This is a genomic window from Sinorhizobium mexicanum, from assembly GCF_013488225.1.
Lineage (GTDB): Bacteria > Pseudomonadota > Alphaproteobacteria > Rhizobiales > Rhizobiaceae > Sinorhizobium > Sinorhizobium mexicanum.
This window is the reverse complement of sequence record NZ_CP041239.1, coordinates 81,344-99,375: the sequence shown is the minus strand read 5'-3', so window position 1 is coordinate 99,375 and position 18,032 is coordinate 81,344. Positions and strand designations below refer to the sequence as shown.

2 protein-coding genes are annotated in these 18,032 nt (G+C 61.7%); both read left to right on the top strand.

Annotated elements, in window-relative coordinates; all coding sequences use genetic code 11:
* Positions 1–3: 3 nt before the first annotated feature.
* A complete protein-coding gene (locus tag FKV68_RS20535; RefSeq protein WP_180941831.1) occupies positions 4–7,761 on the top strand; it encodes a SpvB/TcaC N-terminal domain-containing protein in 7,758 nt (2,585 codons plus the stop codon).
* Positions 7,762–7,907: 146 nt separating this feature from the next.
* Positions 7,908–17,819: a Tc toxin subunit A-related protein gene (locus tag FKV68_RS20530; RefSeq protein ID WP_180941830.1), complete on the top strand. Its 9,912-nt coding sequence runs from the start codon at positions 7,908–7,910 to the stop codon at positions 17,817–17,819.
* The last annotated feature ends 213 nt before the right edge of the window (positions 17,820–18,032 follow it).

The following is an 18,032-nucleotide window of genomic DNA, read 5'->3' as shown; positions in this document are numbered from 1 at the left end:
GGGATGGCACCGGCGACATCTCCCAGTGCTCGCGACCGCTCTGGCCGGGGTCCGGCCCCTCCTGCGATCACGCTTCCCAAGGGCGGTGGGGCCTTGCGCGGGATCGGGGAGAAATTCACCGCCAATCTGGTTACGGGAACCGGCACGCTGTCCGTGCCGATCGCGACAAGCCCGTCGCGATCAGGCTTCGCTCCGCATTTATCGCTTTCCTATGATTCGGGGACAGGAAACGGTCCCTTCGGGCTTGGCTGGACGCTCTCGCTTCCTTCGATCAGCCGCAAGACCGACAAGGGCTTACCCGAATATCACGACATCGAGGAATCCGACGTCTTCATCCTTTCAGGCGCCGAAGATCTGGTGCCTCTGCTCAACCCGAGCGGGAGCCGTTTTGAGGAGGAACGCGGTGGCGTCCTCATCCACCGCTACCGGCCGCGTATCGAGGGTCTGTTCGCGCGCATCGAACGCTGGACCGACATGACTAGCGGCACCTGCCATTGGCGGTCGGTCACACCCAACAACATTACCACTCTTTACGGAAAAGACGAGCGGTCGCGGATCCATGACCCGGCCGATGCCACGCGTATTTTCAGTTGGCTAATCTGCGAGAGTTTTGACGATCAAGGCAATGCCATCATCTACGACTATGCGGCGGAAAACAGCGACAATGTTGACCTTTTGCAGGCGAACGAGCGTAACCGAGCGCGAACCGCCAATCGCTATCTGAAGCGGGTACGATACGGCAATCGCCTCTCGAGGTTCGCTCAGCCTGACCTCAGCCAGGCAGAATGGTTGTTCGAGACGGTCCTCGATTATGACGAAGCCCACTTGGACGTTTTGCCGCTTGATCCCTCCTTGACCGAGGATGATCAGCACAGGCTCGTGCGCGCCTCGCCGAGCCCGGGAGCATCCTGGGCCAGCCGCCCGGATCCGTTCTCCTCGTACCGCTCCGGTTTCGAGCTACGCTCCTACAGGCGGTGCCGGCGCATCCTCATGTTCCACGACATTGCCGACACCAGTCCACACGACAAAGGCTATGAGGGTCTCGTCCGATCGATCGACTTCGACTATGCGGATCTCGATCTCCAGCAGCTCGAGGCGCCGGGAGATGAGCTAGCCCATCAGGGCAGCACGCGCTTTGCGAGCTTCCTGCAATCGGTGACGCAGTCGGGCTATGTTCGCCAGAGCCAACCCGAATTCACTGCACCGAACGGCGCTGTCTTTGGCACCTACCTCAGGAAATCGCTTCCCCCGCTGGTGTTCGAGTACAGCAAGGCCGCGATCAATGACGAGCTCCTGTCCCTGAACAGGGAGGATCTCGCCAATCTGCCAGAGGGCCTCGACGGCAGCACCTATCAATGGATCGACCTCGACGGCGAGGGTCTGTCGGGCATTCTTTCCGAGCAAGGCGGCGGCTGGTTTCACAAGAGCAATCTCGGAGGCGGGCTTTTTGGCCCCTCCATGCCGGTCCGGCCCAAGCCATCGCTAGCTGCGCTCGCCGAGAGCGGCCAGCAGTTCGTCGATCTTGCCGGCGACGGGCAGCTCGACCTGACGGACTTTTCTGAAACGGCAGCGGGCTTCTACGAACGATCCGGAGAGAATGACTGGAGCGCTTTCCGCTCGTTTCGCCAACTTCCGGAGCTCGACTGGCAAGGCTCGAACGTACGCTTTGTCGATCTCAACGGGGACGGACACGTCGACGTCCTTGTCGCTGAAGAGCAGACGCTTAGCTGGTATCCCTCTCTCGCCGAAGCCGGCTTCGGTCCCGCCCGCCGGCTTCATCAGCCACAGGATGAGGAGGAGGGCCCTCGCCTCCATTTGTCCGATGGCACAGACTCCTTCCACCTCGCCGACATGTGCGGCGACGGGCTGACCGACCTCGTCCGCATCCGCAACGGCGAGGTCTGCTATTGGCCCAATCTCGGGCATGGCCGCTTCGGCGCCAAGGTTTCGCTGGACAACGCGCCCTTCTTTGATCGTCCAGATCGCTTCGACCATCGCCGGCTTCGGCTGGCCGATATCGACGGATCGGGCACGACCGACATCATTTATCTGGCCGCGGACGGTGCGCGCATCTATTTCAACCAGTCAGGTAATCGCCTGAGCGCCGGGCGGCTTCTCGCTTCCTTCCCCGGCTCCGATCCCACTGCTTCTGTGATGACGGTCGACTTATTCGGCAACGGCACCGCCTGCCTGGTACACTCATCGCCGCTGCCAAAGGACCAAGGGCGCCCGTTGCGTTACGTGGACCTGATGGGAGGCGCGAAGCCGCACCTGCTGATCAAGGTCGCAAACAATCTCGGCGTCGAGATGCGCATCCACTACGCGCCCTCCACCCGGTTCTATCTGGAGGATCGGGCACGCGGAACGCCGTGGCTGATGCGCCTCCCCTTCCCGGTGCATGTGGTGGAGAAGGTCGAGACGAGCGACAGGATCAGTGGCAACCTGTTCGTTTCCCGCTACGCCTATCATCATGGTTATTTCGACGGCAGCGAACGCGAGTTTCGCGGATTCGGGACGGTCGAACAATGGGACACGGAAGAATTCGCCGCATTGTCGGGACACGCTCCCGACGCGGCGAATGTCGAGGCCACCTCCCACGTCCCGCCTGTCTACACCAAGACCTGGTTCCACACCGGCGTTTATCTCGGCGGTGCGCACGTCTCTGATATCTTCGGGAGCCTGCTCGACCCCTCCAACAAGGGAGAATATTATCGTGAGCCGGGCCTTGACGATAACGGGGCCCGCGCCTTGCTCCTCGACGACACTTTGCTGCCGGCCGGCCTCACAGTCGAGGAGGAGCGCGAGGCTTGCCGTGCGCTGAAAGGTTCGATGCTGCGCCAGGAGACCTATGCGCTCGACGGCTCGCCCAAAGAGCCGCATCCTTATGCGGTTATCGAGCAGAATTTCAGTGTCCGCGCTGTGCAGAGGCGGGAGTCGAACCGCCATGCCATATTCTTCGTTCACCCGCGCGAGACCCTGACTTTCAACTATGAGCGCGAGCCGTCCGACCCGCGTGTCTCGCACGCCCTGACACTCGAAGTGGATACCTTCGGCAACGTCTTGAAGTCAGCTGCCGTCGATTATGGCCGGCGCCAACCCGACCCGACCCTTCCGATTCCCGATCGGGAACGTCAAGGGGAGGTACACGTCACCTATTCCGAAAGCGATGTGACCAACCCCATCGACGAGGAGGATTCCTACCGCATACCGCAGGTCTGCGAGGAGCGGCTCTACGAGCTGGCGGGCCTTGCCCTGCCCCAAGCATCGCCTTTCTCACTCGAGGCGCTCGCGAGCGCAGCGATGGCGGCGACGAAGCTCGACTATGAGGAGGGGCCGCCTCCCGGATCGGCGTCGAAAAGGTTGATAGAACGCACCTGCAGCTATTTTCGGAGTGACAATCTTTCGGTGCGCCTCCCGCTCGGCAAGCAGGAATCACGCGGCCTCCCATTCGAAAGCTATGCGCTCGCTTTGACCCCCGGCCTGGTCGCCGGGCGCTTCGGCAGCCGGGTCGACGACGACATGCTTCGCGATGGCGCCCATTACATCCAGCTCGAAGGCGAGCCGGGATGGTGGATGCCTGCGGGGCGCGTGTTCTATTCACCCGACCCCGCTCATGCGCCCGCCGACGAGCTTCAGTTCGCCCATGACCATTTCTTCCTGCCCCATCGTTTCCGCGATGCTTTCGGCATCGACGGCTTCGCCGCCTATGACGCGCACACGCTACTCTTGAAAGAGACGCGCGACGCGCTGGGCAACTGCACGACAGTGGGGGAACGCTCGCTGATCCTACCCAATGGTGACGCCCTGCCCGCCAAAGCCGGCCATGATTATCGGGCGCTTCAGCCCGCCCTGGTCATGGACCCCAATCGGAACCGGGCGGCGGTCGTTTTCGACGCACTCGGCATGATTGCCGGCACTGCGGTCATGGGAAAGCCGGAGGATGCAGAGGCACTCGGCGATCTCATCACCCCCGACTTTCGCGCGGACCTGACACAACGCGAGATCGACGACTTCGCCGCCGCCCCGCGCGGGCCAATGGCGGCGGAACTGCTTAACATGGCCAGTTCGCGCATAGTCTATGACCTGGGTACCTTTGCCCGAGATCCCGACGCGGCCCGAAAGCGCCCGCCCTTCGCTGCCACGATCGTCAGGGAAACGCATCTTAGCGATGAGACCGCCGGGGACCCGTCGAGGCTACAGGTCAGCCTTACCTATTCCGACGGCTTCGGCCAGGAAATCCAGAAGAAAGTTCAGGCGGAACCGGGGCCGATTCCGCTTCGCGGTTCCGACGGAGCAATCATTCTCGGTCCAGACGGGCTGCCGCAGATGTCGGTGGCCGCTATTTCTCCGCGATGGATCGGCTCGGGCTGGACCGTGTTCAACAACAAGGGTGATCCGGTCCGCCAATACGAGCCTTTCTTTTCCGACCTTCATGAGTTTGAGTTCGATGTGCGGGCTGGCGTCAGCCCGATCGCCTTCTACGATCCGGCCGGACGCAACGTCGCGACGCTTCACCCCAACCATGGTTGGGAGAAAGTGGTCTTCAGCGGCTGGCGCCAGGACAGCTGGGACGCAAATGACACCGTTCTCATCGCCGATCCTGGGGCCGATGAGGATGTCGGCGCCTATTTCCGTCGCATTCCCGAAACCGCCTTCCTGCCGAGCTGGCATGATTTGCGGACGCAGCCCGGCCATGCCGCGGCTCTTGCGGAACTTTATCCCGACACCGCCGCGAGGGCGGCCGAGGCTGACGCCGCTCGCAAGAGTGAGCTTCACGCCGATACCCCGGCCCAAACGCATGCAGATGCCCTGGGCCGGCCGTTCCTCACTATTGCGCACAACCGGTTCGAGCGCGCGGGCAGTCTCATCGAAGAGAAGCATGCGACTCGGATATTCGTCGACATCGAAGGCAATCAGATAGACGTGGTTGACGCGCTCGACCGCTTGGTGATGCACTATGATTACGACATGGTGGGCCAACGCATACATCAGGCCAGCATGGAAGGGGGCGAGCGCTGGATGCTCGGCGATGCCGGCGGGCGACCCCTCTTTGCTTGGGACAGCCGCGGCCATCGCTTTCGTGCGGTCTATGACGAATTGGGGCGATCGCTGGAAACGCGCCTGCTGGAGGGCAGCGATCCCGCCGAGAAGACGATCGGGCGCACCCTGTATGGCGAGACACAGGTCGATCCGGAAGCGTCCAATCTGCGCGGCAAGCCATTCAAGGCATTCGACCAAGCTGGCGTCGCGACCACCAGGGTCTACGATTACAAGGGAAATCTGGTCGCAGGCGAAAGGCAGTTGGCGCGGGATCATTCGTCCCTGCTCGACTGGACAACCAATCCACTGATCGATGCCAAGGCATTTCCGGTCGCGACGGCCTATGACGCGCTCAACCGAGTGGTCGCTTCCACCGCACCTGACGGCAGCATTTCCCGTTATTCCTTCAATCACGCCGGCCTGCTCGAAACGGTCGAAGTGCGGCTCAATGGCGCCGCTTCCGTCACGCCTTTTGTGGCCGCGATGGAATATGATGCGAAGCGCCGGCGTCTCCGGATCGACTATGCGAATGGCGCCAGCACGCGATCGGAGTTCGATCGCCTCACCTCACGCCTCTCTCGCGTTGTTACGACGCGGGGCGGTGTCCACCTTCAAGACGTATTCTATTCCTACGATCCGGTCGGAAATATCACTCACGTGCGCGACAACGCCCAGCAGGACGTCTACTTCCATAACCAGGTCGCCACGCCCGACGCCGATTATACCTACGATTCCCTATACCGCCTGATCACGGCTGCGGGCCGCGAGCATGTCGGCGCCGGCGGTTCGCGCGCAACCGACTGGAAGGACAGCGGGCGTGTTGGCCTCGCCCATCCACACGACGGCCAGGCGATGCGCCGTTACGTCGAAAGATATGAATATGACGCGGCCGGGAACTTCCTGGAATTCGTCCACGCGACAGGTGGCAACGGTAGTTGGACCCGCCGTTACGCCTATGAGGAGGCGAGCCCCCTCGAGCCGCTCAAGTTCAACAACCGTCTAAGCAGCACCCGCGTCGGCACAGATCCCGCCGAATCCTACAGCTATGACGCGCACGGGAACACGCGTCGAATGACCCAACTGCCGGGAATGGAATGGGACTTCGGCGACCGCTTCAGGAAAGCCGACCTTAAGGGCGGCGGGACGGTTCACTATGTCTATGACGCCGGCGGCGGGCGGGTGCGCAAGGTCGTCGAAAAGAATGGCGGCAGCCTCATCGAGGAGCGAACTTATCTCGGCGGATTCGAAATACACCGCAAACGCAACCCTGCCGGCGATGTGGTGCTGGAACGCGAGACACTGCACGTCATGGACGGTACCCAGCGCCTCGCACTGGTTGAGACGCGCACGGTGGGGCAAGACGCTGCGCCGAGGCAGCTCGTCCGCTACCAATTCTCAAATCATCTCGGCTCCGCCAGTCTTGAGCTCGACCCGGCGGGGAGGGTTCTCTCCTATGAGGAATATTACCCCTACGGGGCCACCTCGTTTCAGTCGCACGCAACTCAAACGCCAAAGCGCTATCGCTACACCGGGATGGAGCGGGACGAGGAGAGCGGTCTCAGCCACCACGGCGCGCGCTACTATGCGCCATGGCTCGGCCGCTGGGTGAGTTGCGATCCCGAACCGCTCGACGATGGCCCCAATCTTTATGCGTATGTGCTGGCCTCGCCGATTGGGTCGATCGATCCCTCGGGCCATGGTCCTGAACCGGAAACCCTCGGAAAAAAGCATGAAAAGGCGGTCGAGAAGCACCAGAATACAGTGAACAATCGACGTGCGCAGGTCGACATCGGCGGCAGCAGAAGCGAGCCGGTCAAGGTGACCCGGCAAAAGAAGATAAAGAACAAAAAATCGAGTTCGGCGGTCATTCCCGACGAAGTCAGGGAGCAGCCGATCTCCGACAAGAGGAAACGCGCCGGGCACAAACCTTCGCAGAGTGTCGTCGAGCTCAAGGCACGCCACGTGAAATCCGAATCCAACTTAAATCTTGCCGACAGACGCGCAGACATAAAGGCCGGCCTCGAGCAGACCAAGAATCAGCTTCTGGAGCTGGAAAAAGCGGGAAAAATCGACAAGACGACGCCTGGAAAGCTGTGGCGCGTGGCCTATGACAGCGACAAGGGCGCATCGTCCGTCAAGGCACTGGCGACGTGGAAGGCCGAAGCTGCTTCCGTGCGAGCAGAGTGGGTGAAGGAAGCCACCGACCCGACCGAGCGAGCCATGCGCGAGCGAGTGACCGTGGTGACGAGCACCAAGAAGAGCCTGATGGAGGCCCACGCGGAAACCAGCCGCCGGTTGTGGCAGCAACGCAAGCAAGCTATCGCCAGGACCGCGAAATCCCTAGCGATAGAGGGGCTCGAAACCGGCGGAAAGATGATACCGTTCGCCGGCATTGCGGTTGGGCTCGCTTCGTGCGGCGACAATCTCAGGGAAGGCCGCTATTTCGAGGCCGCCGTCGACGCGGTCGGACTTATCCCGGTGGTCGGAGATGCGGTCGAAGTGGCGGTCTTCGTCATAACCGCCGGCGATGCGGTTGACACTCTGGCGCCCGTGGCAGCGCAATATTTGGAGGAGAACCTGCCGATGAGGGAGATCGGGATCATGGTCAACCGCGCCACCGGCATCGAGGAGATGAACAACGCAATGGACAGGATGCATCAATGGGGCTCGGTCGCGCCCGGAGGCAAATCGGTTCCGTTCAACCAGCCTTCCCCTTACTGACGATCGTAAGACGGCGGGCAATAGTTACGGAAAGCCGCTCCTTGGTCTTTTGCAGGAGCCGCTCCTGAACCGAGAAGTTGAATGGACGCAATGCGGCACATCGGTTAAGTAATTGGAACGCAATCATAGACGGTGGGAGAGCCGGTATGTGCGCAGCCGTGAGTGGAAGCGGGTCGGACTCCCCGCCGAGTTTCTCCATTTCAGGAACCGTTCGCTTCGCCAACCAGGCTCCGGCGCCAGGTGTCACCGTAACAGCCTTCGATCGTGACATGCGCCGCGCGCAAAAGGTCGGCGAGGCCTACACCGACCGCGAGGGCGCCTATCGGATCGAATTCACCAGGAGAAGCTCCAACAAGCGCGAGTGGGCCGGACCGAATTTGTTCGTGAAGGTGTCCGTCAACGGGGCGATCCTGTCTGCATCACAAACTGTGTTCAACGCCGGCCGGGCCTCGGTGATAGACGTGGTGGTCCCGCGCCCGCCGAGCAGCCTCATCGAGCGCATCGAAACAGCGGTTACGCCGTTGCTCGGCCGATTGGCCCCTGAGGCGCTCGAGCAGGATGCAGACCATCAGGATTTGGAATTTCTTGCCGGCGAAACCGGTTTCGCCATGGCCGACCTCGCGCGTTACGGGCTCGCGCATCGCCTTGCGCGATGGGCCGCGATCGCGACTAGCGAGGAGCGCCCTCCCGCGGGCTCGCGCCCATTGCCCGCACGAAGCAAAAAGGCCCTTGAAAAAGAGTTCTGGTTTGCGCTTCTGGGCGGCTCTGCCTTCAACTATGACGAAGGCCAGAGCCTCACGCAGAATGAACAAGCCTTCCGTCACGTTCTGCCAACGCTCGATGCTCCGGCCGTCCGCAAGGCTTTGATGCGTGCCTTCAGACTCGACGAGATCCCGGCCCGGCTGGGGGAGCAAAGCGATCGCTCGGTCTCGGCCTTTCTCGACCTGACGGCGCGTGTTTCGCTTGGCTCCGACAAGAGCCCAAGCTTTACAAAAGCTGCCCTTGAGCACGCAGGCATCAAGGCACCCGAAAAACAGCGCCGGTTCGCGCAGTTGCTCATCGAGCATGGCACGCTCAACCCGACAATGCTGAAGGCGCTAGGAAAATCATTCAAGAAATCCGAAATCGATGACCTTCGCACCTCCTTCCGCCTCGCCGAGCTCACCCAGGGCGATTTTTCGGTGGTGCGGATACTCAAGCAAGGCTTCGAGCTCAAGCGGCCCGAGCAAATCCCCCGGCTCGCTCGCCTCGACGAGGCCGAATGGACAAGGCTTCTGGCGCGCCACCCCAATGACATAAAGCTCCCGATCGGTAGCAGCGAGCAGCCGGGGCCGCCGCCGGAGGCTCTGTATGCAAAGACCCTCGAGCGGCAATTCAGGGAAGCCTTTCCGACAGCGGCCTTCGGGGGCGCCCTGGCGAAGGCGCTTAAGAACGGTGAAGCCAAAGCCCTTCGTCATGCCCGCACGGTCTCGCACATCATCGATCGCCACCCGGAATTCGACCTTCATCGCACGCCGATCGACTCCTTCCTCGATGGCCGTGGCGGCAGCGGTCTCGGCGACGCCGCGCACGACCCCGACCTGCGCGCCGAGCTCAAGGCCGTACAGCGGCTGTTCAAGTTTGCGCCGCGGTTCGAAACCACGCAGGCGCTGCTGGGCGACGGCATTCGTTCGGCGCAAGGGGCATACCGTCTTGGCGAGAGCGAGTTCATCCGCCGCTATTCCACAACGGCCGGCATGTCGTCCTCCGATGCCCGCACAGCCTGGGCGCGCGCCGCCGACGCGGTGGCAGCAACGCTAACAATCGTCAGCGATCTCAAAGCGTTGGATCCGGAAGGCCTGCCGGCAGCGCTGCCTAACAGCGGCGACGCGCTCGCTCGCTTCCCCAATTGGAAAAATCTGTTCCAGTCAGGCGACCTTTGCCATTGCGAGCATTGCCGCTCGACGCTGAGCCCCGGGGCCTATCTTGCGGATCTGCTGATGTTCCTTCGTGCACGGCGCACGCGGGCGGGCGCCGATCCGAACGCAAGTGTCAGCAGCGTCCTTTTCGGCCGCCGACCCGATCTGGGTTATATCGAACTCAATTGCGCGAACGCTCTTACTCCGCTGCCCTATGTCGACATCGTCTGCGAGGTGCTCGAGGCGGCGATCGCTGGCGACGAGAATGACGTGGAGCTCGCGGGCCTGGTCGCCATGCCGGCCGATCCCGCGGCGGCGAAGGCCGCAACGACACAGGCCCTGATGGTTGCATCGATCGGCGTTGGTGGCGACTTCTCGCTCTCGCAAGTTGATCCTGCCGATGCGGATCGCTGGGTCGTGCACGGCGAGGACGCCACCTACCTGCTCAAGAGAAAGACGTCCTCGGTCAATTTCTTTGCTCAGATATTGCCAAATACCAAATCTTCTAGCGCGGCGCTTCGCGCCTATCCCGCCTTCGTCAACCACAAAGCCTATCTCAAGTTGAAGGAGGCCCGCTTCCCCCTCCACCTGCCATTCGACCTCGATGCGCAGGAGGTCGACGCTGCCCTGTCCAGGGCGAAGGTCGACCGCTGGGAGCTGATGAGCGTCTTTGCGCGGGGAGCCGGCGCTTCCGAGGGCGATATTGCCGCCGCTTATTTCCGGATCAGCTGCAGCAGTACCATTCCCAATGAAGAGAGCCTGATAACATTGGCCGAGCCGACCGATGCCAGTCAGCAAGAGGCGTGGGGCGAGGCAAATGCAGCCGACTGGAAGGCCCGCATCGCGATCGTGGATACGTTCCTTGCCAAGTCCGGCCTTGAATACGAGCAGATGCTGCAGCTTTTCGACCTGCCGTTCATCGATCCGGCGGGCGATATCGCGGTCGTTCAAGAGGATGGTTCTTGCGACACGACAAAGATGCGGATCGAGGGGCTCGACGCAGGCAAGCTCGACCGCATCCTGCGCTTCCTGCGACTCTGGCGCAAACGCGACTGGGCGATGTGGGAGCTGGATCTTGCGCTGCGCAATCCCGGCATCGGGAACAACACACTCGATGAGCCCAGCCTGATCAACCTCTTCTACCTGATGCGCCTGAAGACGCGCCTGGGCGAACCGACGATCGAGGAATTGTGTGCGCTCTTTAGCGATCTCAACACCTCCCAGCGCTTCGCCGGCCCGCACCAGAAAAGGGCCGAGGGACTCTACCAGCAGGTGTTCCTCAATCCGGGCAAGATGCAGCCCCTCGACCCGGCCTTCACGCTTGCCGAAGTCACCTCGGCAACGAATGAGGGAATCAAGGCCCATGCCGATAGCGTGCTTGCCGCGCTCGGCATCAAGGCGGCGGACCTCAACGCCTTGCTCGAGCTTGCCGGAACGACCGGTGATCCGTTGACGGACGGCAAGCTGACGCTCGCCAATCTGTCCTTCCTCTGGCGCCATGCATTCCTCGCAAAGCGCATGAAATTAAGTCAGGGAGCATGGCAGTCCGTGTTAAGGCTACTGCAGCAGGACGTCACTTCCTTTGTCGATGCCAAGTCCGCATTCGATTATGCCGAGCGCGTCGATGAGCTTCTCGCGACTGGCCTCAGGCCCGAAGAACTAACATGGCTGCTTCTGGCCGACGCGGCGTCGCCTGCCGCCATGCCACAACCCCAGGCGGCCCGATTCCTTCAAACCCTGTGGAACGAACTCGCAGCCGTGCGAGCAGAGCATAGCCCGCAGCGCCATGAACTCCTCGATCCACCCAACGAACCCGCCAAGCTCGAGACCTTCCTCATCTCTCAGCTCCAGAAATTGCGGCGCAGTGAGACGGAGGCCCGTTTCTTCGTCGACGTGCTACGGGACGAAGTCCGGCAAACTCAGCCCGTCAGCGGGCTTCCCGCCGGCTTCGCCTTCCCGGCCCAGACCACCGACGACATCCGGATCCGCTATGACGCGCAAGCGCAGCAGCTGCATCTGACGGGCCTCATCGACGACGCTCAGAAAGCGCAGCTCCTGACCATTCCGCAGGCGGCCGGCAACGCCATATATCAGCAAGCGATCGAGGAATTTCACCGCGGGCCGCAGCTGGCGTTGCGCTTCTTCGAACCGTTCTTCTCGGCGCCGCTCGCGAGCCTTCCGGCAGGAGTGCTCTTCAAGAACCTCCCCGACCGGGAGCTTCGTGAGAAGATCACCTATGATGCCGAGGCGGCAATGCTATCCTTCAATGGGATCATGTCGCACGCGGAACGCGCCGCCCTGGAATCACTTTCGTCCGATCCTGCCTTTCACACGGCGATCGCCGCGCTCTTCGACCAGCCGCGCGGCCCCGGCATCGCCGCGGAGAATATCTGGCTTCGAAGCGATGTGGATCTTGCGCTGCCGTTGCGCAGTGCCGGCGATCCTGCGGCCGACAATCTCGGCCGAAATCTGGCTGAAGCAGCACGGCGCGGTCTTGCCTATCTCTCGAAGATATCGTCCGAGCAGCTTGTTTTGCAGCGAACCGGCACCTTACTCGGCCTCAACGAGGCTCTGACCCGACGGCTGCTCACCGATTACGCCATCCTTCCCGAAACTCTTCTTGCACATTTTACGGGCGCGTTCGCCGAGGCGGTTGCGGCGATGACCCCGGCCGCCCGTCCGGCGACCTTCGAAGCACTTCATTGGGCGCAGCGCGTCGCAAGGCTTTGGGGGAAATGGAAGCTTAGCCTCGCCGACATCGACAGAACAAACGATCTGAGGGCCGACGCGAGACTCCCCGACTTCGCTGCGCTGCCGCTTCGCGAGAGCGATGCTGCGCTCGATATTGCGGACATCGTCCGTCTCGACCGGCTGCTCCGGTTCCAGATGCGGCATATGGCCGGTGAGCGCTCCTTTCTTGAAATTCTGATCAATCGTCGAGACGGAGCCCTGGCCACACTGCCGGACCTGGCTGCGGCGATAGCCGCCGCAAACCCCGATTGGTCCCAGGCCCAAGTCGAAGCAATGTTGGAAGCGGTCGATCCGCTGCTCCAGGACGACTACCTCAGTGCGGTGACCTGGGAGCACCTGGCGCGCGCCTTCGCTCTGGCGGGAAGGCTCAATGCTGAGCCGGTGCATGTGTCGGCGCTCGCCTCGCCCGCCCTGGGCCCGGCACACGTCCAGACGGCCAGGAACCTGTTGCGCGGCAAGTTCGGCGAAGCCGCCTGGTCGGTGTTGAGCGTGGAAATTCAGGATGCGGTGCGCGAGGCGAAGCGCGATGCGCTCTCGGCGTATCTTCTGACCCGCCCCGCGCCGCCGGACGCGCCCGGCGGCAAATGGCAGGGCAAGAATGATCTTTATGCCTATTTCCTGCTCGACGTGGAGATGGGCGCGTGCCTTTTGACGAGCCGCCTCGTTCAGGCAACCAACTCGGTGCAGCTCTTCGTGCAGCGCTGTTTCATGGGCCTCGAGGCGGACGTGCTCGTGGTGGCCGAGGGAGCGGACGGCGACAGCGCCTGGCGCTGGTGGCAATGGATGCGCAAGTATCGCCTATGGGAAGCCAATATGAAGGTCTTCCTCTGGCCCGAAAACTGGATCGAACCAGAGCTGAAGCGGGACCGGTCGCCTTTCTTCAGGGAACTGGAGGATGAACTGCTCCAAGGCGAGATCAACGACCTGACCGTTGAAACCGCCTTTGCCAATTACCTGGAGAAGCTCGACAAGGTCTCACAACTCGAGGTCGCCGCCCTCCATCAAGAGGATGACGGCGACGAGGCGATCGTCCATGTATTTGGCAGAACGCCTGGCGCCGAACCCCACGAGATCTATTATCGAACCTTCGATTATCGCCGGTGGAGCCCGTGGTCGAAGGTCGACCTCGACATCCAGGGCGATTACCTGACGCCATTGGTCATAAATGGCAGACCGTTCCTTTTCTGGCCTCTGTTCAGCGAATCCAATGACGAAACCGGCAACAGCAATGCCCCCCTGCCGACATCAGGGGCGACCAGCGCATCGGTGCCGAAATCATCAAAGCGTTTGAAGATGCGCTTGGCGGTCAGCGATTATCGGCGCGATCGATGGTCGCCGCCACGCCTTTCAAAGCGCGAACTCGAGTCCCAGCATACCCACCAGCAGGATATTGCGTACAAGTACTACCGCTTCTTCGCCCTAGATCGCAGCGGAATAGATGGACGGTTCTATATACGGGTCGACGGCGAGAGCGTCACCCGCGAAGGTTTTCCCGCGGCCGAGCTTAGCGGCGCCTTCGACATCGCCGGATGCACCGGCGCGCCTGAACCCGCCTCAATTACCGGCCAATTCTTCCCCATGGTGCGCCCCGAGGTTTATTCGGTAGGTTATCCGCCTCAATATGGGCGCTGGCACGAGCTCGGCGAAGCGGCGAGCTTCGTCAACCTGCTGGCGCGCATCGACTGGCCGCAAAACGATCTTACTCTTGAGAACGGATGGACGTCCGGTAGCGCCAAATACACCGAGCTGCTGAGGGAGACACCGGCTTTCTTCCGAGTGACCTCTGCGTGGCACCTGTCTTACATGGATCGGCTACTGCAAAGCGGAATGTTGGCGTTGGCCGAAACGATCGGACGGACGAACGAGCCATTCCCGCTGGGAGTGGGCGCCTGGCTGCCTTTTTTCTATGCCGACAAAGGCCGTACCTTCCTGGTGCTCCCGGCGCTGAGGCGGACGCCCATTGATCGCGAGCCGGGAAGCAGTGCTGGCCTGCTTTACTACCCCGATCTCAAGCGCGGACTGCGAAACTGGGAAGCCTCGTTCGAAACCCAGATCAGAAGCTGGGTTGACGCTTTCGATCTCGCCACGCTGTCGCCGGCACAGCGCAGCGTGCTCGAAACCGCGCTGCATTCACGATCTCCTGGCGATACGGCGCCTCCCTTCACCGATGAGGAATTTCGCAATCGCCTCACTCGTGCACTGATGCGCTTTGCCCATCTACAGATCGGCAGCGCCTCGCTGCAGCTCCTCCAGTCGCTCCGGTTCCACTTCCTCAATTTCTATCATCCCTTCGCCTGCGACTTCGCCAGGATGCTCCGCGACCCTCGCCGGGGCGTGCAGGCGCTGATGAGCAGGGAGACACAGTTCAAAAACAGCGGCTTCAGCTTCCGGCACGTTTACTGGCCAAGTGGCGCGGTCATCGATCCCTCCATCGAGGATCCGGCATTGCCGCCATGGGAGGTCACGCCCGGATACCCGAAGGAAATCGTCGATTTTGCTCCCTCTGGCGCTTATTCATCCTATAATTGGGAACTGTTCTTCCATGCCCCGCTGCTGATCGCCAACGCGCTCAGTCGAAACCAGCGCTTCGCGGAAGCGCGCGACTGGTACCATTTTATCTTCAATCCAATCGGCCCGGAGGGTCCCAGCAATGGCGGCTCGCCGGTGGCCCGCTACTGGATCACCAAGCCGTTTTTCGAGACCACCGATCCGACATATGTGCAGCAGCGCATCGAGGCGCTGCTGCACATGCTGGCCGGAGATCCCAGTGTCCCCGGTTTCTCCGTGCAGGCGCGGGACAAATTGCTCGCGCAAGTGCTGGACTGGCGCGCGCATCCCTACGAGCCGCACCGGATCGCCGCCTATCGCACCGTCGCTTATCAGAAGACGGTGGTGATGAAATATCTGGATAATCTGCTTTCCTGGGGAGACCATTTGTTCCGGCAGGACAGTATGGAAAGCATCAATGAGGCGACCCAGCTCTATATATTGGCGGCCGAACTCCTCGGGCCACGGCCGAAGACGATTCCGGCTCAGACGAAGCCGGCCGACCAAAGCTTCAACGAGCTGGAGCACCAGCTCGATGCCATGGCGAACGCGCTGGTCGAAGTCGAAAATCTTGTCCCGCCGCCGAATGGTGGCGGCAACACCGGTCAGGCCGGCCCGCCGCTTCCGAGCCTCTATTTCTGCATCCCCCATAACGAGAAACTGCTCGCTTACTGGGACCGTGTCTCCGACCGGCTCTACAAGATTCGCAACTGCCTCAATATCGACGGCGTGGCCCGGCAGCTCGCGCTCTTCGAACCGCCGATAGACCCGGCGCTGCTGGTGAAAGCGCGCGCGGCGGGGCTCGACATCGGCGCTGCGTTCTCGGATCTTAACGCTCCACTCCCCCTCTACCGGTTCGCCGTGACGGTTCAGAAGGCGAACGAGGTCTGCAACGACGTCAAGGCGCTCGGAGCCGCACTGCTCACCGCGCTCGAAAAGAAGGACGGCGAGGCTCTGGCGCTGCTGCGCCAAGGGCACGAGCTGCGCGCGCTGAACGCGCTGAAAGCCGTCAGGCGCCGGCAGGTCGACGAGGCGGGTCAATCACTACAGGGCCTGCATCATGCCAAGGAATTGACGGAGCGACGCCGCGACTTCTACCGCGATGTCGAGAAGATCAACGACTGGGAGGAAGCGTCGCGCATTTCGCACTCCGCCGCTATAGCATCCGAGATCGCGGCGACACTGCTGAATAAATCGGCCGGCGCCGCCCACCTCATGCCGCAAGTCTCGATCGGTAGCGCGGGCATCGGTGGATCGCCCGTCGCCCTTACGCATTACGGCGGCAACAAGATCGCCGAAGCTGGCACCAATTGGGCGGCCGCGCTGAGCGGTCTAGCTGGTATTTCCCACTCATTCGCCAATCTTGCGGGCACGCAAGCGGGCTACGAGCGGCGATGGGAGGAGTGGAAACTGCAGGAGAGCCTGGCGGAGAAGGAATTGGAGCAGCTCGACAGGCAAATCGTCGCCGCTGAGCTTCGCCTGGCGATAGCAACAAGGGAGCAGGAGAATTTGCTTGAGCAAATCGAGGACGCTCAGGCGATCGATGAGTTCATGCGCAGCAAATTTACGAGCGAAGAGCTCTATCAGTGGCAGGTTGGCCAGATCGCCAACACGTATTTCGAAAGCTACCGGCTTGCCCACGACCTCGCAAAACGCGCCGAACGCTGCTTCCGGTTCGAGCTTGGCCTCATGGAGAGCGATTTCATCTCCTACGGCTATTGGGACAGCTTGAAGAAGGGCCTGCTTGCCGGCGAGAAACTGCAGGTTGACTTGCGGCGGCTTGAGGCCGCTTACCTTGAACAGAACCGGCGCGAGTTTGAACTCACCAAGCATGTCTCGGTGGCGCAGCTCGACCCGCTGTCTTTGATCGAGCTTCGCGAGACCGGCCGCTGCCAGCTCTCGCTGCCTGAAACCATATTCGACCTTGATTATCCGGGACATTATTTCCGGACGATCGCTTCGGTGAGCCTCACTTTGCCTGCGGTGGCAGGCCCCTACACGACGATTGGCTGCACGCTTCGCCTGCTGCGCAACGAGATCCGGATCACGTCGGATGTAGCCGGCGGCTATGCTCGCGCGACGGACGGGGACGGGATTCCGGCAGACGATCCACGCTTCGTCGAGAATAACATCCCCGTGAAATCCATTGCGGTCAGCAGCGGCCAGAACGACAGCGGTATGTTCGAGTTCAGCTTCCGCGATGAACGCTATTTGCCGTTCGAGGGCGCCGGAGCGATCAGCAGATGGTCGATCGAATTGTTTCACGACGTCGCCACCAACAGCGAGGACTTGGGGCGTTCGTTGCGCCAGTTCGATTACGACACCATCAGCGACGTCATCCTTCACCTTAAATACACCGCCCGCGAGGATGCAGGCGCTTTGAAGGCGGCCGCTATTTCCAATCTGCGCGAGCATCTTGGCGCGGAGCCTCCCAACAGCTTCATCGCGCTCGACCTTCGCCGACAATTTGCGTCCCACTGGTCTCGATTCCTCCACCCGACGGATCCGCAGGCCGGCAACATCCTTGAACTGGATCTGTCGCCTGATTTCTTCCCGTCGCGCGATGCGGGCCAGAGGCTAGCGGTCGTCAGAGCCGCATTGTTCGCCCGACCCGCTGACGATGCTGATGAACTCGAGGCATCGATTGGCGCAGGTTCTGCGGCCCCAGCCCCACTCCTGCTGGCCGGCCGGGAGAGCTATGGCGAACTGCTGGTCGGGGAAGCGGAGCTTGGCGGCGCCCAAACCGAACTGGACCCGAGTGCCCCGCCTGTACGATGGCGCATCAGGGTCGCGGCGACATCGAGCGACCCCCTGCAGTTGTCCGATCTATTGCTCGTTCTGGCTTACCGGCGGGTAAATTGAAGCCCGCGTCAATGATTTCCCAGAATTTCATGTCGCTTCGCATTTGGTTAGATCTCCCTCACTTCGTGTGGTGCTGCAGCACCAGACTATAGCGCCTGTCCCGATAGCGGACGGCTGAGCCGAAATCGGCATGACTGGCTCACCCACAGCCTTCGGGATCAGGTAACGGGAAACACCGACTTCCCAGAAGCCCAAGCCCAGAAAATAAAAGCA

Excerpts from the sequence above, each read along its gene's own strand:
- FKV68_RS20530 (WP_180941830.1), top strand. The coding sequence starts at position 7,908 with ATGTGCGCAGCCGTGAGTGGAAGCGGGTCGGACTCCCCGCCGAGTTTC.
- FKV68_RS20535 (WP_180941831.1), top strand. The coding sequence starts at position 4 with ATGGCACCGGCGACATCTCCCAGTGCTCGCGACCGCTCTGGCCGGGGT.